Source organism: Paenibacillus selenitireducens (assembly GCF_002021565.1).
GTDB lineage: Bacteria > Bacillota > Bacilli > Paenibacillales > Paenibacillaceae > Paenibacillus_K > Paenibacillus_K selenitireducens.
Genome location: NZ_MSZX01000009.1, coordinates 80,160 through 102,199, shown reverse-complemented (window position 1 = coordinate 102,199; position 22,040 = coordinate 80,160). Strand labels below are relative to the sequence as shown.

Here is a 22,040-nt window from a genome sequence, read left to right as displayed (position 1 = left end):
TGATGTCGCTATATCGAAGTTCAGAAGTCTTGGAGGGAAATAACATGCATAATGAGGCAACTGTAAACATTAAGGAAGTGTTTGAAATTGAAAGCTGTATGGACGAACTGTCCAAACTTCTCGTGCAAGTCGTCGATGCGGGCGCTTCGATAGGCTTTTTGCCGCCTTTGAGTTCTCTCGATTCACGCGCCTATTGGATGAACGTTCTGGGCCCAGATGTGATCCTATATGTTGCAATACAGAACCATACCATCGGAGGTACCGTACAATTACATCGCTGTACGAAGCAGAACGGAAGCCACCGGGCTGAAATCGCCAAATTAATGACACATCCAGCGTATCGCCGTCATGGGATCGGCAGGACACTCATGCTCAAAGCCGAAGAGAGAGCTCGTAACGAAGGAATCTCCTTACTTGTCTTGGATACGAGAGAAGGAGATGGCTCCAACACGTTGTATTGTTCCATGGACTACGTCAAAGCGGGTCAAATTCCCAACTACGCAAGATCCGCGAACGGTCAACTTCATGCTACAAATTTATTTTATAAAATCCTGGAATGAAGTAGATTTAATAGAAGATTTCGAGTATCAACCGGGGCACCGAAAAGGTTGCTCCTTTTTCTATTTCGAAGTATCACAGAGGATGATACAATAAAGTTTATGCTATTGAAAAGAGGTCATCATATGAATGTAACTGAATTCCAACAATGGGTTAAAGAGTATTATGAAAGCAGGGGCTGGTCTGATTTAGACATATTCATTCGCATCGGCTTTCTAGCAGAAGAAACAGGCGAGGTGGCAAGAGCCATCAGATCCCTTGAAATTGGAAGAGATCGACCCGATGAGGTCGGCGGTTCCTTTGAAGAGAATAAGCAGGAATTGACCGAAGAACTAGGTGACGTATTAGGGAACCTCATTGTCATTGCGAATAAATACGAGATCCCATTAGAAGATGTATTTACGTCTCATAAAAAGAAACTGTCTGAACGTTATTCGAATCATTAATGGGATGCCTATCTTCCACTTGAATAAGATGGATAGGAATGGATTTTCTTTTGGAGAAAAGAGGATTAATGTATGTAATTAGGCTTTTCATTTCATCGAATTAAGATAGTCAGCACAAATCTAGCATGAATTCGATTGACAAAAATTTTAATGATACCGTGTAAATGAGTCGGTGAATTCCGTAATGATTTAGGCGGGGAGAAGAGGGCAGCTCTGTGAACACAATTGATAGTATGCACAACAACCGTTATGATATTTTTCCAGTTCCTCAGGAAATAACTTATCTTGGAGGAGAGGCTCAAATCACAGAACCTATTAATATCATTGTGACAGCCGACCTCAAAAAGGCAACTTGGCCTAAACTTCAAGATCTATTAACTACGTATGGTTACACGTATACCGTATCTGAAGATTTCGTGACCAATACGACGAATCTATACCTTACGGATCAACCACATATTCTTCAAGCCGGCATGGAAAACATGCATACGGGTCCAGTCTCAGAAAAGACGCATAAAGAAGGATATACGCTCATCGTGCGTGGAGATACGACTTGTAACATAGCTGTGATGGGTCACGATAGCGATGGTCTCCATTATGGGGTAGTAACGTTAGAACAAATATTAAGGCAGTCTGACATCAACATCTTACAGAACTGCACGATCACCGATTATCCTGAAATTCTCTATCGAGGATATGTCGAAGGATTTTATGGTTTTCCTTGGAGCCATAAAGATCGGATGGATCTCATGAAATTTGGTGGGGAACAGAAGCTAAATACATATATTTATGCGCCAAAAGACGATCCCTATCACCGGAAAAACTGGAGAGACCTCTATCCAGCTGAGAAAGCACAAGAAATCGCGGAGCTTGCAGCAGCAGGTCACGTCAATCATCTGAATTTTGTATGGACCATTCATCCCGGCGATACGATTGATCTTGCTTCGGAAGAAGATTATCAATCTGCAATTATAAAATTAGAGCAGCTATACACCTTGGGTGTACGACAATTTGGCATTTTGTTCGATGATCTCGTCGGCATTCCTAATGGTCCAGAACAAGCGGCGTTCATCAATAGAATTGATGCCGAGTTCATTAAACCCAAAGGGGATATCCGTCCTTTAATTACAGTAGGAACAAGGTATTGCGAAGCATGGGGACCTTCCATGACAACGTATTTCAAGCCTTTCGTCGAAACGCTTCATGACGATGTCGAAATCATGTGGACCGGGGCCGCAACCATGTCCAATATGACAAAGGAACAATACGATGCGCCCAAACGAGCGATTGGTTCGGAACGCAACTTATCTGTATGGTGGAATTATCCAGTGAATGATTATTGCGATTCCAAAATTCTCATGGGTAAAATTGAAAACTTAGGTTCTGATCTGAATAATGTAAACGGATTCTTCGCGAATCCAATGAATCAGTCTCAAGCCTCGAAGCAAGCTTTATTCTGCATTGCTGATCATAACTGGAATACAGATGCCTTTGACTGCGAGAAGAGTTATTCCGCATCCTTCCGTACGATTGCGCCAGAGGTTGCCGAGGATTTAGAAATTGTCGCTTCAAATTGCTGTTATGTCAAAGATGATGGCGGTGTTAGCGGTGATTTCGTATTTGATGAGTCCTGGTATTTAAAGGATGACGCGTACGAATTTATTAGCGGTTTGAAGCAGCAACGGGATGTTACGGAGACCGGGAGCTGTACCATGAAACATTTTATACGCATGGAAGCCGCAGTGATCCGAATTCGCGAGAAATGCATGAACGATAAACTAGTCAAAGAACTAGATCCGTTTCTGGATGCCATACTATACATGGCTCAGGGAGCACAACAGGCGATTCAAGCGGTTAACGCGTTGCAGTCGGGTGATATTTTGGCCATGGAGCATCATCATGAAGTTGCAGGGAAACGATTGAAATCCATGGCGCAATGTAAAGTTCACCGATTAAAAGAAGGGGTACCGCATGATTTCACTGTTGATGTGGGAACTTTGGTTATTCAACCTTTCCTGAAAGAATTAATGCAGTTGACCGTCATCCTTGCCGGAACGGAACAAGAACCGTTCCATCTCGACTATGAAATGAACAATATTGCCCGAAGCTCGTTAGGTGTTACGGCAACAGCTTCGAACTGCGCGAATGAAAACGAAGATGCAGACAAGGCAATTAAAGGTTCCATTGCAGGCGGAAAATGGTGTGCTACGGAGATCAGACCTTATCTTACAGTAGATTTACAACAGCCACGGACGATCAAGCAATACCGTATTATGAATTGTGGACATCCAGAGGCGAGGGAGACCAACATCTGGAACACCAGACAAGCTCAAATTCTTGCCAGCCATGATGGCGTGAACTTTACGGTCATCGATGAGTTTATGGATAATACGGAGGATGTCATCAATCGAATCCTTTGGGAAGAAATAACTGCGAGATACATTCGATTGCAAATTATAGAGCCGACACAATTTAGCACAGAAGGCAGTGGACATACCCGTATTTATGCTTTTGAACTCTATGATGAAGCATACCCGGACCCATCGCCTAAAGTACCATCATCTGATATCGATATCGATCCATCAGGCAAGGTCATGATTCACCACGTGAAAAAAGGAGATGTAATATCTCTTTACCGTACACTTACCGAAGAAACACCATTCGCTGTTTCTGAGCAAGCTGTTGGAGACAGCGACTCCATTGTTTTTGAAGATGTTGATCTTCTGGCAGCTGGCGACAGAATCTTTGTGGAGAGAACCTCCAAAAATTATCTGCCAAGTATTAGAACGTCAAAAGGTTACGACCGATAGGCTGCTAATTATGGTGTGAATTGTTCATAAGATACCTAGGAGTGAGATCCAATGAAAATCGAAGTAAAACTTACGACTACGAATGATGCATACATCATTAAGAATATGTACCCCTTATTCCTTCACGATCTGTCAGGGCACTATGGCTTAATCGAAGGGCATATGCCCAATAAACATGGGATTTATGAGGATAGCCATGCGTATAAAACCTTACAAGATCAATATGACGTTCAGAACATTTGGTGGGAGAAGCAGCATTGTCTTTATCCTTATTTGATTCTTGTCGATGATAACCCGGCAGGGTTTGCGCTTATTGCCACGCCGCCTCATTGTGCGCCAGGCGTGGATTTTTTTGTACATGATTTCTTTCTCTTGCAGCCCTACCGAGGGAATGGAATCGCTGAATTTGCGGCCAAACTAGTGTTCGAGCAGTTCCGGGGGAATTGGGAGTTGTATACGAATCCGTCTGATAAAAATCTCATTGGACAAAAGTTTTGGCGCAAAACCGTATCGAATTATACGGACGGACATTTCGAAGAAAGCGTCGGACCAACCCATGATGGAAATAAGATGATATTCAGGTTTTCTAACTAAAAAAACATATATATACGAATTCTTTTACTCTCACATTATCAAAGCTATAATATAGCATGTACATCATAACAAAGCTTGACCTTACGACAAGGTTGCAGTGAACCAGAGGAGGTGGGTTGCATGGAACTCATGCATATCAACGAACTGGCAACAAAACTGAATATATCTCCCCGAGCGATTCGCTTCTATGAGAATAAAGGGGTGATCACACCGCAAAAGCATCCTACGAATGGTTACCGTATGTTTAGCGAAGAGGATGCGAGCCGCCTCCAGACCATTATTTCTTTGCGACTAGTCGGCATGTCTATCGCTGATATTATGAATGTGCTGTTAGAAATTGATAAGGGTGAGAGAAACGAAGCGCTCTATTCGCTTGAACTTCAACGCTCCATGATGTTCACGCAATTTGTTGAGCTCATTCATAACATAAAAATAACGGATCGAATGATCGACCACTTAAAAAAACAGCAACCCCTTGGATGGGATGAGATCTTCGAATTAACGAACGGCTTAAAGTCACTGAACGATTTGCGTTCGAATTGGCGGGATCATTGGGATTTTGATCAGCAAGCCGCGATTCATGATGAACTTGTTCACAATCAGGAACTAGAATTTAATCAACATCCCAGCTACACGCAAGCACTCCAAACGATCTATCAATGGGTTCATCCTCATAAGGGAGAGAAGGGGCTGGATATTGGAACGGGTACGGGTAATTTAGCGAGTCTTTTTTTCGAGAATGGCGTTGAAATGGCAGGTATTGATCAATCCAAGGAGATGTTAAAGCAATGTCAACGAAAGTTCCCTGAATTCGAGACGAAAATGGGCAATTTTCTGGCGATCCCGTACTTGAACCACAGCTTTGATTTTATTGTAACAAGTTACGCCATGCATCATCTGACAAGTGATCAAAAGATATTAGCGCTTGAAGAAATGCAACGTGTGTTGAAGCCGCACGGACGTATTTGTATTGCCGATCTGATGTTTGAGAATGACGAGACAAAGAGGATGTATTATCAGAAATTAGAACACGAAGGAAAGACACCAATGATCTCCCAAATCGAGCATGAATATTATGCTGACCGTTCGATGTTGCTCCGTTGGTTCGAAGACCATGGCTATTTGACAAAAACGCAGCAAATGAATGAGATTCTACATCTCATCTATGCGGTCCCTATCAAAATATCCTATTGACTATTCCCTAAGGTCAACGTTTAACCTTCTTATTACACAACGTAATGAGGAGGTTTTTTTGATGAAAACACTAATAAAGGATGTAACGATTCTAACGATGGTTCCGGACGCCACACCTTTCCAAGGAGACATTCTGATTGAAGGAAGCCGGATTAAGCAGATCGGGGACCAGATCCAAGAATCTGCCGATGAGGTCCTATATGGGAACGGCATGGTTGCGATGCCAGGCTTGATCAATGCACATCAACATTCACCCATGAGCTTACTCAAAGGATTCTCGGACGACCTGAAACTCATGGAGTGGTTAGAGAAAAAGATGCTGCCTGCCGAAGCCCAAATGACCCCCGAAGATATATATTGGGGCGCTAAACTCTCTATGGCCGAGATGATTAAATCTGGAACGACGGCATTCGCCGATATGTATATTCATATGAGTGAAATTGCTTCAGCAGTTAAAGAAGTTGGTATGCGTGCCTCTCTCACAAGGGGACTCGTTTTCATGGAAGATGATGGGGGAAAGCGGCTCGCAGAGGCCATGGATCTGATCGAGAAATGGCATGGAACAGCAGACGGCAGAATCACAACGATGTTTGGACCCCACGCTCCTTATACATGTCCGCCAGATCCCTTAAAAGAAGTCATTCAATTGGCGGAGAACATGGCTATCCCAATTCATATTCATTTAGCGGAAACGCGAGAAGAAATGGCCAAGATGGCGGAACGATATCACCAAACACCCACCGCGTATTTAGTCAACCAAGGTCTATTTGATGCGTGCCACGTACTCCTCGCACATGGTGTACATGTAACGCAACGAGACATGGAACTTTTACAAGGCATGCGCGGTGGCGTATCTCATAATCCTGTCAGTAATCTCAAGCTTGCATGCGGCATTGCACCCGTATTTGAGATGATGAATCTTGGCATTACGGTTGGGCTAGGTACGGATGGGTCAGGTAGCGCAACGACGTTGGACATGTTCGAAGAGATCAAAGCAGCTACGTGGCTGCAGAAGCTAAATCAGAATGATCCTTCCGTATTGCCTGCTGATCAAACTTTGCGAATGGCTACGCTGGAAGGTGCAAAGCTTCTAAGGATAGAACATCAGGTAGGCACATTAGAAGTAGGCAAACAAGCGGATATCATCCTAATCGACATGAATAAGCCTCATTTACAACCCATTCATCATATTGAGGCACTGCTGGCATATAGCGTGAATGGTGCGGATGTTCATACCACGATCGTTAATGGAAAAATTCTGATGAGAAACCGAGTACTGGTCACGATCGATGAAGAGGAGCTAATTGAACAAGTGAAGACAAGAGCCAAACGAATCGTGGCGGGTGTGTAGGGCATAACTTATCTTCATCCACAAAACGAATTAGAGATATTGATTGGACACGATTCCAAAGAATCCTGCCACGGATCAACATATGATTGCTTCCAAGCAAGTTGCGGCCTACTTCATGTCTCGAATATAATAGTGAAAATGATTATTATTATCATTTATCTCATGAATAAGGGTGATCTTCATGTTACAACACTATGTATTGGATGCAGGATGTAGGGCGCCTATTCCTTGGAGTATCGTATGAAAATGCCATCCATGCATCAGATCTATAATGACTATTTTAAGGCGTTATCTGTATCTCGTTGCGAGGAGGAGCATAAGGAACGTATGCAACTTGCACCATCTCAAGGTGTTGGTTATGCCGACCGATTAATTACAACCTCCGGGATCGAAATCGTGGAAAGTGAATACCGCTTCGCAGGGAATCGAACAATCCGTGTGCAATCCGAAGCATCGATGGTTGAGTTGAGCTTTTGTCTCCAAGGCGTAGGGGAAGTCCAAGTATCTGATTGTAGTCACGAACTCTTGGTGGATAGTTGTTCTTTGCAATTCATGCGAGATTTTCAAGCTGAATTTCATTACTTGGATACGGAACCTATCCGTTTGCTCTCGATCGGAATTCCGGTACCGCTATTTGAATCATGGATGGCAGGAGCAGGCGTTTCAGGGTCTTGTAGTTTTGCCGGATTAGTAGGTTCACGAGAATTTCGGATGTTTCGAACGCCTATCCTTTCGGAAACGCTCAAATTATTGAGACAGCTAAGGAACTGTCCGTATCATTCAACCATGCGGAAACTGTATGCCGAAGGAAAGGCACTTGAGGTTCTAACCGCATATTTTGATGTTTTTCTCTTCGATCAAGACTACACTCGCCGTAGTTCGGTCTTGACCCGCAGTGACCGGGATAGCATTTGGAAAGCACGCGACATCATGCTTCAGCGTATGGCAGACCCACCGTCGCTTATCGAATTGGCTAGGCTTGCAGGAATCAATGATTACAAGTTGAAAATGGGTTTTAAAGAAGTGTTCGGTACGAGTGTTTTTGCCTATCTAAGGAACAAACGACTAGAAAAGGCTTGGGAAATGCTGCATTCCGGAAGCTATAATGTCAGCCAAACATCGATGATGTTAGGTTACAACAATTTCAGTCACTTCGCCGAAGTCTTCCGTAAACAGTATGGCATCAACCCCTCAGAATTACGAAGAACCTTCTAGCACATGAGAAATAAATATCCGTCAAACCGCTATTCTCTCCTTCAACTGGTAGTTTCATAGACTAGTAGATTGTATGATCATCCTTGTTAGATTGAGAATGATTATCATCAAAAGAGAGGTGAGGGTTAAAAATGGTAAGAAAAAAAAGAATGATGCATGCTGGGATCGCTGTCGTCCTAATGGTGACGTTATTCGGATGCGGGAGTCAACCCAATGCGGCAACCACAGCTTCTTCAATATCTAAATCTAATGCATCAGGTGCTGCCGAAGAGGTTTCAAAGCAGATGCGTACGGTCAAAGATGCAAAAGGGAATGTAGAGATCCCTGTCCATCCCGCGCGAATCGCGGATATATCCGGTTCTACGGAAGAGCTTCTGGTACTTGGATATAAACCTATACTCACCGGGAATACCGATATGCAAGATCCCATGGTGCTGACACCCATGCTTAAAAAAGAACTGCCTGGTGTCAGCACTGCCGGTTGGTTTCAGACCGATGTGAACTTGGAAGCGATCATGGCAGCTGATCCTGACCTCATTATTGCAGGACCCACACAAGAGAAAATCTATGATCAATTAACGAAAATTGCGCCAACCGTGATGATTCCTTATGGTTTTAACGCTTTTCGCGAGCGATTCGCTTTTGTAGCGGAGGTGTTTGATAAAAAAGATGAGATGGAAGATTGGTTGAAGGGATACGAGCAGCGAGCCCAACAGATTCATGATCAAATCACAAATGTCACCCAACAGGAGACTTTTGCGGTGATCGAAGCCACGCCCAAAGAAATTCGAATCTATGCCCGAACAGGACTTGCGGATATCATCTTCCATGACCTCGGATTACCGCAAACGCCAGGAACGCCGGAACCGGACGCTTGGGGAGGAAAAGTAACGAATATGGAAGCACTATCCAACTTTAATCCGGATCATGTCTTCCTCTTAGCAGATAATGATCAGAATGTGCTAAGGAATAGTAATATCTGGAGCAGTCTTCATGCCGTAAAATCAGGGAATGTATACCGAATGTCAAGCAGACAAAATTACAACGAAGCTTTCTTTGCATTAGGTAAAAAGAACGTCCTGGAGAAAATCTCCGAGCAGATCGTGCAACACATTGGACAATAAACCATCTATCAACCTTCTATTTTAGTGATCATAGCCGCCCAAAGACTGCTCTTCGGAGCAGTTTTTTTCTTGCTTCGATTCCCGTAAACCAGCAAAGAAATCCGTCTACTGGTAGAAGATTCTTTCTAAGGCATTGTATCATTACTCCAATGATAATGAATCTCATTTACATATTGCCGTTATATGCGAGAGTTCACGATTTACGTCAATTACACAAACCAATAGAGAAGAGGATAATCATGCGGGGATTCAAATTACTAGCACTCCTTATCGTCGTTGCGATGATGGGAATCAGTATGGGTTGCGGAGGAACAAATAAGGAATCATTCAGCAAAGCGGAGGACAGGCCTGCAGAATTAGCGGGTAAGGAACAGCAGTATTCTTCTGGTTTTCCAAGAACGATCACGCATCTAAAAGGCGAGACCGTCATTGAAGCTCGTCCCGTAAAAATAGCAACGCCATATATCGCATTCGTCGATTATTTAGCCGTTATGGATGAATACCCTATGGCTGCTCAAGGCGTTGAGACGATCCAAAGGAATTTTCCAAGTCTCAGCAAACATATCGAGGGGAAAGAAATCATGGATCTCGGAATGGAGGTAAACCTTGAGAAATTATTGGAGACAGAACCGGATTTAATCATCGCAGCCGATGACATGAAAGATCAATACGATCGATTAACCCAAATAGCTCCTACCGTTATTTTTCCGCAAGCCGGGGATTGGCGAGAGACATTGCAGCAAATCGCGGAAGTGATTGGTAAAGAAGTGACAGCGAAGAATGTGCTTGCTGATTTTGATCGCAAATCTAAAGCGTATAAACAGAAATTGGCATATCGTAGTGACGAATCCGTATTGTTCGCGATGTACAGCGGCAAGGATCAGTTTATTACGTGGAAAGACGGCAGATTCGATCCATTCTATAAAGGGCTTGGACTGAAGCAAGTGGTAGGCACCATTGAAGACGGGCCATTATCACTTGAAAGTCTGGTTTCATTAAATCCGGATCACCTGTTCATCATTAATAACTGGCAATACCCGATTGAGGGAGGCGTCAAGAAGGCTTTGGAGAACAGCAAGGTGTGGAACAGCCTGAATGCCGTGAAAAATAATCATGTTTACGAACTCAAGGATCCATCCCTTCCGGGTCCTATGGCACTCGCCAAGATTGATGGGATCGAAGAAATTATGAAAGCGCTAGGGAAGTAGCCTACCGTCGCCCAATACAATAAGAAAGGAGGATTTCCCTGTGTCCACCTCATTTCGATTTTTACTTCGTTTAGCTGGCAAACATCGATGGAAACTGTTACTATCCTGCACCAGCTCTGCGATCAGTGCATTATGCTCATTGCTTCCGTTTATCTTTGTGTATCAAATCGCCGAGATCCTGCTTCATCAGCCTGTTGATTTTACGACAGTTCGCAAGTGGATATGGATGGCCATGTTCACAATTTTGCTTCGATTTTCGCTGATGGGGATATCTACCATGTTGGCGCATGCTGCAGCATTTCATGTGTTGTATGATTTGCGTGCCCGATTAATCGATAAGCTGGGAAAGTTACCACTAGGATTTTTCAGTGTACAGCATTCCGGTAAACTTAAAAAGATCATTGCAGAGGATGTTGAGCGCATCGAGTCATTTATCGCCCATCATTTACCTGATCTTACTGCTTCGATCGTAGCGCCGCTGCTTACAGCGGCGTATCTTTTCACTGTGGATTGGCGGTTGACCATTGCCGCGATGCTTCCAATTCCTGCTGCATTTGCTGTGCAGTGGATGATGTCTGTACGAGGCAAACGCAGCGAAGATATGAAACAAATGCATGATTTGTCGGAAAAGATGAACGGGGCCATCGTTGAATTTGTCCATGCGATGCCCGTCATTAAGTCATTTAACCAAACGGTGCATTCTTTCGCGCGGTATCATGATTCGGTTGAGAATTACGCCGACTTATGGACTCAAATCGCCCGCAAAAAGACACCACTGTATGTATTGTTCCTCCTGCTTCTGGAATCAGGGCTGTTGTTTATTTTGCCCACAGGCATCTGGCTGTTTCATCAGCATGCGATCCCGTTCTCCGTCTTGCTGCTCTTCCTCATGCTTGGTGTTGGGTTAACGGCACCATTAAGGCAGATTTCAACGCTAAGTCATATGATGCAGAACAATTTGGAGAGTGTTCGCCGCATTGAAGCGGTACTAAACGAAGAAGAGCAAAGTGTAACTGGGCTTTCTATGATGCAACCTTTACAGCATTTGGATATTGATTTCCGCAAAGTTCATTTCTCTTATGGTCATCGCGAAGTGCTGAAAGGAATAGACATGACTGCCCAGCACGGCAAGGTAACGGCTTTTGTCGGTCCATCTGGAGCGGGAAAATCTACCGCCGCACAGTTAATCGCACGGTTCTTCGACCCTCGTCAAGGAGAGATTCGAATTGGCGGTATGAATATTCGTTCCATGGCACCGGAACAACTCATGAATCTGGTGTCATTCGTATTTCAGGATGTACCCGTGATCAGCGACACGGTATCTGCTAACTTACGTATGGGTAGGACGGATGCTGACGCTGCCGATTTGATTCAAGCTGCACAAGCAGCTCAAGCGCATGAGTTTATTACCGGTCTGCCTAACGGCTACGACACGCTGATCGGTGAAGGCGGAGTTCCCCTTAGCGGAGGGGAACGGCAGCGTCTTGCGATTGCACGCGCTATTCTCAAAAATGCCCCCATCCTGATTCTTGATGAAGCATTTGCGTTCGCTGATGCTGAGAACGAGTCGAAAATACAAGATGCGTTAAGCAGTCTGTTGGAAGGAAAGACAGTCGTCGTTATTGCACATCGCCTTTCCACGATTGCCGATGCAGATCATATCGTTGTCTTTGATAATGGCTATATCGCTGGAACGGGAACACATGAGGAGCTGATTCAGGATTGTCCTTTGTACAGCAGCATGTGGAAGGCGCATCGAGATGCCGGAGAGTGGTCGTTGACAGGAAAGGAGGAATCCCATGTTTAAGACGATCCGTTCGATTACAGGGCAATCCGGAAAAATGTTAACCCGTGCTACTTGGTATACCGTTCTGGAAATGATCGTGAACGCGGCTCCAGCTGGGCTCTTGTTCGTCGTACTGGCATCTCTGCTCCAGGAAGAAGTTTCGCTTCAACGAATGATATGGTGGACCGTAAGCTTATTGGTAATGTTCGCTCTTCAAGCTTTATTGGCTAGTCGCGGCCAGATTGAAGCGCAAAGCAATGGCGCTTCCATCATGAAAGACGTCCGTCTGCGCCTAGGCGAGCATTTGCGAAAGCTTCCGATGGGTTATTTCAGCCGACGAGATCAAGGCGAAATCAGTCATACGCTGCTGGCTAATGTGGATGAAGTGGAAATGATATTGACCCATTTGTTTAATCAAGTCATCGGTTCGATCATCTTACCCATCGTCAGCGCCGTATTTCTGTTGTTCATCGATTGGCGGTTGGCTCTAGCGGTAATTATCTCCGTGCCGCTCGCGTTACCGCTCTTATTCTGGTCACAACATCTTATGGGCAAACGGAGCATGAAGCGACAAGCAGCGGCAGCCGCATTACAGTCTAGGCTGTTGGAGTACATTCAGACAATACGGCTGATCAAGGCTCACAATCAGACGGGCCAGCGGTTTACGCGGTTAGATCAAGCAATGGCCCGGCTGCGTGATGACAGTATTCGTGTCGAAGTCATCACATCACCCGTCGTCATGCTGTTCTCCATGATTCTAGAACTGGGATTTGTGGTTCTATTGTTAACCGGTACGTATTTGCTGGAAGGTGGTCTCCTTGATACATCGATCTTCTTTATATTCCTGGCCGTTAGCATGAAGTTCTACCAACCGTTACGTTCGGCAGGGACTGCGTTGACGCAGATGCGTTTTATGGCGTCTGCGGGAGAACGGATTCGTGAACTTTTCGCTCAGGAGGCACTGCCTGAACCGAAGCATCCTCGGTTACCCAACACGTTCAACATCGAGCTAGAAAACGTGGATTTTGCTTATGGAGACAAAAAGATCTTGAACGGGATTCAATTTCAGGTACCGGAGAACAATCTAGTTGCGTTGGTCGGGCCTTCAGGAGCTGGAAAGTCGACGATTGCCGGTTTGATTTCGCGTTTTTGGGATATAAACGGAGGGGCGGTGAAGATTGGCGGTATCGATGTGCGTGAGATGCAGAGCGAAGAACTGCTCGCAATGATAAGCACGGTTCAGCAGCAGCCGTATTTGTTTAACGAGTCGATCGAAGCCAATATTCGAAAGGGCAAACCGAATGCTACGATAGAAGAGGTCATTGAAGCAGCCCAAGCAGCCCATTGTCATGAATTCATCATCAGATTACCGCAAGGGTATGATACCGTTGCCGGGGAAGGTGGAGCAGCACTTTCTGGCGGAGAGAGGCAGCGTATTGCCATTGCACGGGCCATGCTCAAAAATGCTCCGATCGTCGTGCTAGATGAAGCAACAGCTTCGCTTGATCCAGAAAACGAAGTGTATCTGCAAAGAGCCATCAATAAATTAGCTCAAAACAAAACCGTGTTAGTGATTGCGCATCGTCTTAAAACCATTCAATCAGCTGATCGGATTCTAGTTGTAGACAAAGGTAAAATCATCGAAGTTGGCAGACATGTTGAGCTAGTAACCCAAAATGGTTTATACCACAGATTGTGGCTAGAGCAGCAGAGACTTGGGGGATGGAGAATCAAGGGTGGATCTAGCGAAGGAACCAAGAGAGCATAGCAGCCATCGTTATACCCCCTTGTCGGAAGCACCATTCGAGTCGTTGAGCAAGTGCTGCTGGATATGATCGATAAAGGGGACGGGAGGATTCTTTTCACTACAGGGTTACAGCAACAGATCCCGTTGGAGACGATTATCTGGTAAGCATATCGCGAGCCATGAATCGATCAAATAAATACGAAAGAAGCATCCCTTTTGAAGAGATTATTTCAGAATGGATGCTTTGTTTTTCATGCAGAGGCAACAAATATATAATAAAATCCATATAGCATATAGGTATCCAAGTCGTCGAATATCCAAAATCAGACCTGATCCATTTCGCTAAAACCATGCTATCGGATTAATATCAAGCTGCTCAAATTGCAACCTCATCATGATCGTGAGTCACCCAAAGTCCGTGTCATTCGCGGGCTTTTTTTATTTTACATACTACTTCACGTGTCGAAGCAGGAACCTATCTAAATTGATCAAATACTATAATCATAGGATTACGTTTCGTGCCCCAAAGTGAGATTTGAAAGGAGAACGATACAATGAAGACCTCTCTGACACCAAACATTCGTTTTCAAGTCATTACAGACACACATGTTGTAGCAGATCCATTAGGAACTTATTCGATTCACTTTGACCATGCACTACAAGATATTCGCGCGACAGCACCGGATAGCGACGGGATCATGCATATTGGCGATATTACCGATAGCGGCAAGCTCGAAGAATATGAGACGATGGGAAAGATTTGGGCCAAGAATAGGGCTGGTCTAGCGCCAATGTATTTTTCTTATGGAAATCATGATGTCAGATGGGCCGATTTCGAAGAGCGGATGAATCGTTTTACGGCAACCACAGGCATCGACCAGAAGTATTATGATGTTTGGATTCGCGGCTATCATTTTATATTCCTCGGGACCGAGAAAGGACTCAAGGATTCTTCCTTTTTATCAGAAATGCAATTAACTTGGTTAGAGCATCAGCTATCCGAGCAAGAAGCGTTGCATCACCCCGTGTTCATCTTCGTGCATGAACCATTGAAGAATACGGTCGCAGGTTCTCAGAACCGCTTTGGCTGGCACGGCATCCGACAAGATCGGGAATTAAAGTGGATCCTCTCGAAGTATCCGCAATCTATTCTATTTACAGGGCACACGCACTGGGAGTTGGGTGCCCAGGATACCATGTACCAAACCAAGTATGCAACGATGTTCAATGCGGGTTCCGTCGGATATCTATGGACAGATGACGATGAATTAAAGGAGGGTTCCCAAGGGTTCTATGTGGAAGTTTATGACGACAAAGTCTTGGTTAAAGGAAGGGATTTCAAGCATCATTCATGGATATACGAAGCTCAATACGTTATTCATTTACCCGTCCAGATTCCATTGGTTAACCCGGACACAGATCCCGATTTATCACTTGGGAACCCGACAATGAAGCTAGACAAAAGTAGATACCTCTCTCATGAGGCCATTCATATTACATATACCGGTTCCTTGGGTGAGGATGCATTCGGAATCTTTCCGCGAGACTCCATGCCCCATGAAGTCCATCAGATCGTCCCCATTGCATTCATTCAGACCCATACAGTTCGCCAGCCTGATGGAGAATTGACGTTTGAATCCATGAATTTGAGCATTGGAAGTTACGATATGATTTATTTGGGCGAAACCTTACATACGGAGTTGATGCGGATCCCGTTCGACGTCGTAGCCGAGTAACTAGATGAATTTGGATATGATGGAAAAGGAGTTTGTTTGCGAATATGTATAAGATTGTATTTTTTGATGTGGATGGCACCCTGTTAAGTGAACTGGATAGAAGCCTCCCTGATAGTACGAATCTAGCTATAGAGAAATTGATTGCGAGCGGGATAAAGGTTGTCGTTGCGACGGGAAGACCCTACAATCTGTGTGAAGAATTCACGTCGCTGGGGATAGATACGATAATTTCCGCCAACGGTGCGCTGATATCATGCCAGGGTGAAATCATTGATAAATCCGTACTTACTTTGGAGACCGTTCAAGCAGTGACGGCTTTTGCTGGGCTGAACGGCCACGGCATTTCCTATTTCACGGAGGAATTCTCCATGAACGGCATCGGCTGCGAAGATGAACGGATGATACGGGCATTACAAGAGACGTTGGGGATAACGCAGTATCCTTCCATCGTGAGTGCTTTGCCTGAAGAAGTTTATTGCATCTGTCTGTACGGTGATGATAGTGAAACGCAAAAATTTACAGATCAATTTCCCTACCTAAGATTTGTGCGTTTTCATGGCTACGTTACAAATGTGCTGGAAGCAACGGAAGTTTCCAAATCCATTGCGATGAAAAAAGTATTGGAACATTTCGATTTTTGTGCATCAGAAGCCATTGCGTTTGGCGACGGAGGGAACGACATCGACATGTTGGCGTGTGCAGGATTGGGCATCGCAATGGGGAACGGTGCGGAGCATCTAAAGCAAAAGGCGGACTTCGTGACCAAGAAAGCGAGCGAAGGCGGGATTGCTTACGCGTTAGAGAAGTTTGGGGTTATTTCATGATAAGGATGACCTAGCCTGCATGGGTATAAATGTATGAGCAGTAAATTTTCTCTTGACGATTCTGAAGTAAGCGGATACACTAGAGCAAATATGTGAAATACTGGGAGGTTAGGGTGATGATCTTGTTTCTGACAGCAGTTATCGGTTAATCGATATCTGAATAGGCATGAACGTGCGAGGTAATTTCAAAGCATGCTATTAAAGGTATGTTTGTGTTGCCCAAGTTCGTGCACCCTGTCATGGACATTCATCATTTTAGCTATGCACATATGAGGACGTTTAAGAAGTTTATTCTTAGCTGCGCTCATCCTGCGAATAGCCGTAGATGGACATTTGTTCATTTGCGGTTTTTTTGTGTGCATTCCATTAAATCTATTCACATGGAAAGGAGAAATGAAAATGAACTACAAGCATTGGAGAAGTTGGAACACAGAAATGAAATGGACTCAACAGAATGTTCAGAAAGAATATGAGGGGGTTGCTGCATCATGAGCTTGCATTGTAAAAATCGATTCCTTTTTGTTGTAGGCATCTTATTTTTTGATACTACGTAGCGATGTAGTAAGCCGTTCATTTATTTTCAACAGTGAAAGAGATCAATTGAGAGGGGTTCACGATGTCAATCCTAGATAAATTACCTGAGGCTATACGAATTCAACTACCAGAAGCGCCTCTATTCAGTGGCAAAACAGACCTGCATGACGATGGAACCTTCGGAGAACAATGGCTTGTAATCATGGAGGAAGAAGTGTCGGTCTGGCGGCTTAACCAGAAGATAAGCACTTGGAAGATAGACCAATTCACCGATGCTAGAATCGTCAACGGCATTGGCGGCGGCACACTAATTGCAGATACGAAGAATGGACCTATCGTACTGCTGCGATATACGGCTTCATTAACGTCGGTGTTCGGCTTTGCGGCCAAACTGATGGCAGCCGTCGCGAAAGGTGAAGAACGTCCTGTTGCTTCCGAGAAGGAATTTCCGCTTCAGTGTCCTAAATGTCGACAACCGCTTCCTGAAGGAACGCAGACATGTCCAAATTGCAGAAATAACGGTAAAGTAATCGGCCGCATGTTACAGTATGCCAAACCTTATAAATTACAAATGGGCATTGCTGCCGTCATGCTCGTCCTTACTACATTAGTGGAACTTGTTCCCCCCTATTTGACAAAAATCATGTTGGATGACGTCCTTGGACCTAAGGATTTAAGCTCCAATCTGCTGTGGATCGTTCTCGGTTTTGGTGCGACCATGCTGGTCATGTCTGTGATGCAAACCGTGCGTGGTCTGATTGGCGTATGGGTCGGTTCCAAATTGATGGGAGATTTGCGAGGAGACATTTATAAAGCGTTAATGAGGTTATCCCTCGCATTTTTTGATCGACGCCAAACGTCGCAGTTCATCGGAAGGGTCAACAGTGATTCCGAAGCGATGCGTCAATTTATGACCGACGGAATCATATGGTGCGCCGGCGAAACGCTGCGTGTTATCGCCATCTTCACCATTATGTTCAACTTGGATTGGCGTTTGACACTGCTCGCCATGCTGCCAATGCCGATTATGGTCTTCGTCTCTACGAAGCTGTGGCCGATGATCGGAAGACGCTGGTACCAGCAGTGGAGATCCATTTTCCGATTAAATGTGCTTGTAGGCGATTCACTGCAAGGCATTCGGGTCGTCAAAGCCTTCGGTCAGGAAAAGACGGAGATGTCCCGTTACGAAGGAGCAAATCGTGATGTTGTGCGGAACAATATCCGGATAGAAGGACTTTGGCAGGGTGTGTTCCCACTATTCTCCCTCGTTGCCGGAACCGGTACCTTGTTAATTTGGTATTACGGGGGTTGGTCTGTGCTACGCAGTGAAATGTCTCTCGGTGTACTCATGGCATTAATCACTTATCTCGGTATGCTGCTCGGGCCTTTACAGTGGATTAGCCAGATGATTAACTGGGCGAGCCAGGCCTTGTCGGCCGCAGACCGTGTGTTTGAAATCATGGACACACCGTCCGATGTGCCGGATAGCCTGGATCCCGTGGTGCTGGATCGAGTGAAGGGCGATGTCGTCTTTCACAACGTGACTTACGGCTACGAAAAGCATCATCCCGTACTCAAGCAAGTCAGTCTGAACGTGAAGGCGGGCGAAATGATCGGACTTGTCGGTCACTCTGGAGCAGGAAAGTCTACGTTCATCAATCTGATATGCCGATTTTATGATACGGATGAAGGCAGCATCCATATCGACGGTATCGATCTTCGGAATATTAGTCAAACGGATATCCGTAAGCAGATTGGTGTCGTTCTACAGGAGACGTTCTTGTTCGACGGTACGATCTGGGAGAATATCGCTTATTCCAAACCAGATGCCACACCGGAAGAAGTTATGCGTGCCGCCAAAATTGCCAATGCACACGATTTCATCGTTCGTCTACCCGATGGTTACGATACGCGTGTTGGTGAACGCGGCCATAAGTTATCCGGTGGTGAGAAGCAGCGGGTTTCGATTGCTCGCGCCATCATTCACGACCCGCGCATTCTCATCCTTGACGAAGCGACCGCGTCTGTTGATACCGAGACGGAGCGACAAATTCAAGAGGCTATCTCGCGACTTGTCAAAGGCAGAACGACATTCGCCATCGCGCATCGGTTATCCACTCTGCGGAATGCCGATCGGCTCGTTGTACTGGAACGGGGTAAGATTGCTGAAGTCGGTACGCATGAGGAACTGCTCACACAACAAGGGGCCTACTTCAAACTCGTAGAAGCTCAAAAAGAGTTATCCAAAATAAAGGGGGTTGAGGGCTAATGGAAACCAAGGACCCATACGAAATCAATATCCTGCAACCGGAGAGTGTATCTTTATGTCGCGGAGCGGGCGGCGTATTTCAGGGCGTCATCGAAGGCAAATCATATGATGAACTCGTCGTGTTCCGCGCATTTCCCTTCCTATATACGACGAAGTACATATCGATTCGTAATCTGAAAGAAGATGAGGTTGGCATCGTTCGAGATCTTGAGGAGCTTGATTCGGAAAGTCGTATAGAACTGGAGAAGGAGTTGCAATTCCGCTACTTCCTTCCGAAAGTTTTAAGAGTCGACAGTATCAAGTCCAAAACGGATCTATGGATCTGGGAACTTCAGACGCATCTGGGACCGACGCGTATTTCCATGCGAAATCTACATGAGCACATGCAGTTCCCCGGCGGCAATCGAATCATTCTCACGGACACGAACGGCAAGCGATGCGAAATTTCAGACTGGAAGGCGCTTGACGGACACAGCCGTAAGCAATTGAGCGACGTCATTTAGCGTATTTTGTGGGGAATAATAAAACAAATAAGACGGGGGGCTCCTGGAGTCAACCCGTCTTTCCTATACACATCGTGATTACGATCAGGCTTTTACTTAATGATAATTACTGCCATCCCACCGATAATAGCGAAGCATCTCCTCATCCAGTTCTAATCCGATCCCTTGCCCTTTAGGGATGGAAATCTCGCCACTCGTAGGGTAGAGGGGAACAATCTTGGAAAAAGGGTTCTCCATGACGTCCCACTCCACCGGTTCAATGCAGTCCGTCTCCATTTTACCCCACGGCTTCAAACATGCCTGCGCATATACAGCATACGTACGCGATAAAGCACCGTCATACGTATGCGGTGAAACTCGAATCCCAAAATTCCGGGCAAGCTGTAAGGTTTCGATGTATGCGTCAATTCCAATAACATGTAAAGGATCTGGATTCATGATATCCAGCGCTTGACTAGACAATAGAGGTAAAAAATCCGCTGCCGTTGTTATATTTTCCCCGCCAGCAACGGGAACCGTTAACTTCTGCCGTATAAGCGCATATCCATCTGTCTGATGAATCGGAAGCGGTTCTTCTAACCACACAATATTAGACCAGCTTGAAAATAAGGATTGCCATTGTAAAGCAGCCACAAGATCATAACTCTGATTGCAATCCAAAGCGATATTCACTTGCTCTCCAAATTGACTTTGAACGGCTTTGATATGCGTTTGATCCTCCGCAATCGATTTTCCACCTATTTTTAGTTTGATCGTTAAAAATTTTTCTTGAACGCTCTTTTCGATGCACTGAAGTGAATTGGATTGCCATTGTGCGGTATCTGTATAGGACTGGAAAGAGGCATATACCGGTACCTTATCTCGAAATGTACCTCCCCATAGGTCACATACCGATAATCCACTCGATTTTGCAATGATTTCAGTTAGAGCCATACTCACCGCGGATGCGGCACGTGAATGCCATTTTTTAATAACTTGAATCAATGGATTCCGATCGGTAACCGATTTTCCGATTAAATAGGGAATAATTCGATTCTCCATCCCCGTGTGGAGGGTTGGAAGCCAATCAACGCATTCGCCCCAGCCTACCATTCCAGATTGGGTTGTAATACGTATGTAATAACAAGTTCGATATTTTTTGTATCCATTTGCATCGCCGTATGGTGTGGCAAGTTTATAGAATAGAGGGAATGTATCGACCTTTTTGATTAACAATGGAGTTCAGCCTTTCTACAATTTGTGTCGGGGTATAGTATACCGCTTTCCATTCAAAATATTTACATCTTGCTCTGATTTAATGATATTTCAAACGCATCGATGATATATAGGAATCTCTCTGCTTCTCGGAAGACGTGATCAGCTAACAAGGGGTGGATGATACTTTTGATTCGACAAGCATCTATAAGATCTCGAGCCGTTGCCTTGAAGTCGCGCAGCGATTTAACGGATACTCTGTTCTGATCCAAGAATTGATCTAGAAGAGGATGTGTTTGGGATTGTGGGCGCATAGAGTCAAGGTCAATCGCTTGGTATAACAATTGATCGAAATCGTGACTGAAATTACGTGCTTGTTCAACGAGTTTCCGTTCAGACGGATCTAATAAATGGCCAATAAATTTCGCATGGTCCGCCATAATCCGAAGAAAAAATACGTTTTCATCAATAATTGCATCAGGTAAGGGTTCTAATCGCCCTTGATTTAATTCAGCTAACCGATTTCGGAAATAATTAGCTTCTCTACTGGTATGATCCACCAATAGAGGGAGATTATTTCCACCTGGAAGTTTGCATTGTATGATCAGTCCTAATACTTTTCTTTTAAAAGACCAGATATTTGCTGCGGCAATATAAACTTCTTCATTAAAAGTTCGAATCACTTGAGGGTCTGTATCGACTGTAAATAGGTGGGATTTGTTCTCAATCGCTTCAAAGACACTATAAAAATTGTTAGCTTCGTTAATTAATTGCGTATCTTCACATCGAAAACCTAATTTAAGAAATAGAGAATGCTCCTTCATGATCCGTGACCAAAATCGGATTTCATCGAGTGATCGTGAAACAAATGGATCTGGCATTTTTCTATAACCTCCCACATGTTTTTTTGGATATTCTATGCGAGGCATTCCATATTATTAGAAGTC

Annotated in this window: 17 protein-coding genes; 15 read left to right on the top strand and 2 right to left on the bottom strand. The window is 44.7% G+C overall.

The annotated features are described in order from the left end of the window. Positions 1-44 precede the first annotated feature (44 nt). The 15 genes from BVG16_RS21390 (at position 45) to BVG16_RS21320 (ending at position 19,899) form a co-directional block, all read left to right on the top strand. Positions 45-560: a GNAT family N-acetyltransferase gene (locus BVG16_RS21390; RefSeq protein WP_078501234.1), complete on the top strand. Its 516-nt coding sequence runs from the start codon at positions 45-47 to the stop codon at positions 558-560. 123 nt (positions 561-683) lie between these two features. Next, the gene (locus BVG16_RS21385) at positions 684-1,004 is read left to right on the top strand and encodes a MazG nucleotide pyrophosphohydrolase domain-containing protein (protein ID WP_078501233.1); all 321 of its coding nucleotides are present in this window, start codon (positions 684-686) and stop codon (positions 1,002-1,004) included. Positions 1,005-1,219: 215 nt separating this feature from the next. Beyond that, entirely contained in the window at positions 1,220-3,814 is a 2,595-nt protein-coding gene (locus BVG16_RS21380; RefSeq protein ID WP_078501232.1) for a beta-N-acetylglucosaminidase domain-containing protein, read from the top strand. A 51-nt stretch (positions 3,815-3,865) separates the two neighbouring features. Then, complete coding sequence (locus tag BVG16_RS21375; protein WP_078501231.1) at positions 3,866-4,408, top strand: GNAT family N-acetyltransferase; 543 nt, start codon at positions 3,866-3,868, stop codon at positions 4,406-4,408. Positions 4,409-4,528: 120 nt separating this feature from the next. After that, positions 4,529-5,602: a methyltransferase domain-containing protein gene (locus tag BVG16_RS21370; protein WP_332888800.1), complete on the top strand. Its 1,074-nt coding sequence runs from the start codon at positions 4,529-4,531 to the stop codon at positions 5,600-5,602. A 61-nt stretch (positions 5,603-5,663) separates the two neighbouring features. After that, positions 5,664-6,953 carry an amidohydrolase gene (locus BVG16_RS21365; RefSeq protein ID WP_078501230.1) on the top strand — a complete coding sequence of 430 codons (1,290 nt, stop codon included), beginning with the start codon at positions 5,664-5,666 and terminating at the stop codon, positions 6,951-6,953. Positions 6,954-7,193: 240 nt separating this feature from the next. Further along, a complete protein-coding gene (locus tag BVG16_RS21360; RefSeq protein ID WP_078501229.1) occupies positions 7,194-8,168 on the top strand; it encodes a helix-turn-helix domain-containing protein in 975 nt (324 codons plus the stop codon). Between the two features lie 131 nt (positions 8,169-8,299). Then, entirely contained in the window at positions 8,300-9,292 is a 993-nt protein-coding gene (locus BVG16_RS21355) for an ABC transporter substrate-binding protein (RefSeq protein ID WP_078501228.1), read from the top strand. Positions 9,293-9,531: 239 nt separating this feature from the next. Then, on the top strand, positions 9,532-10,500 hold the full coding sequence (locus BVG16_RS21350; protein ID WP_078501227.1) for an ABC transporter substrate-binding protein: 969 nt from the start codon (positions 9,532-9,534) through the stop codon (positions 10,498-10,500). Between the two features lie 40 nt (positions 10,501-10,540). After that, positions 10,541-12,307, top strand: coding sequence for an ABC transporter ATP-binding protein (locus BVG16_RS21345; protein ID WP_078501226.1), 1,767 nt, complete (start codon positions 10,541-10,543; stop codon positions 12,305-12,307). Further along, entirely contained in the window at positions 12,300-14,054 is a 1,755-nt protein-coding gene (locus BVG16_RS21340) for an ABC transporter ATP-binding protein (RefSeq protein ID WP_078501225.1), read from the top strand. Before BVG16_RS21345 ends, BVG16_RS21340 begins: the two co-directional genes overlap by 8 nt. 533 nt (positions 14,055-14,587) lie before the next feature. Further along, positions 14,588-15,769 (top strand): metallophosphoesterase family protein, encoded by a 1,182-nt coding sequence (locus BVG16_RS21335; protein WP_078501224.1) that lies wholly within the window; start codon positions 14,588-14,590, stop codon positions 15,767-15,769. A 44-nt stretch (positions 15,770-15,813) separates the two neighbouring features. After that, positions 15,814-16,593, top strand: coding sequence for a Cof-type HAD-IIB family hydrolase (locus BVG16_RS21330; RefSeq protein ID WP_078501223.1), 780 nt, complete (start codon positions 15,814-15,816; stop codon positions 16,591-16,593). A 616-nt stretch (positions 16,594-17,209) separates the two neighbouring features. Continuing rightward, positions 17,210-19,396 (top strand): ABC transporter transmembrane domain-containing protein, encoded by a 2,187-nt coding sequence (locus tag BVG16_RS21325; protein ID WP_078501222.1) that lies wholly within the window; start codon positions 17,210-17,212, stop codon positions 19,394-19,396. Continuing rightward, the gene (locus BVG16_RS21320; protein WP_078501221.1) at positions 19,396-19,899 is read left to right on the top strand and encodes a DUF1854 domain-containing protein; all 504 of its coding nucleotides are present in this window, start codon (positions 19,396-19,398) and stop codon (positions 19,897-19,899) included. Before BVG16_RS21325 ends, BVG16_RS21320 begins: the two co-directional genes overlap by 1 nt. 96 nt (positions 19,900-19,995) lie before the next feature. Here BVG16_RS21320 and BVG16_RS21315 read toward each other — a convergent pair whose 3' ends face one another. Beyond that, positions 19,996-21,114 (bottom strand): mandelate racemase/muconate lactonizing enzyme family protein, encoded by a 1,119-nt coding sequence (locus BVG16_RS21315; protein WP_078501220.1) that lies wholly within the window; start codon positions 21,112-21,114, stop codon positions 19,996-19,998. A gap of 62 nt (positions 21,115-21,176) precedes the next feature. Further along, positions 21,177-21,974, bottom strand: a complete 798-nt coding sequence (locus tag BVG16_RS21310; protein ID WP_078501219.1) for a DUF2935 domain-containing protein — start codon at positions 21,972-21,974, stop codon at positions 21,177-21,179. Between the last annotated feature and the right edge of the window lie 66 nt (positions 21,975-22,040).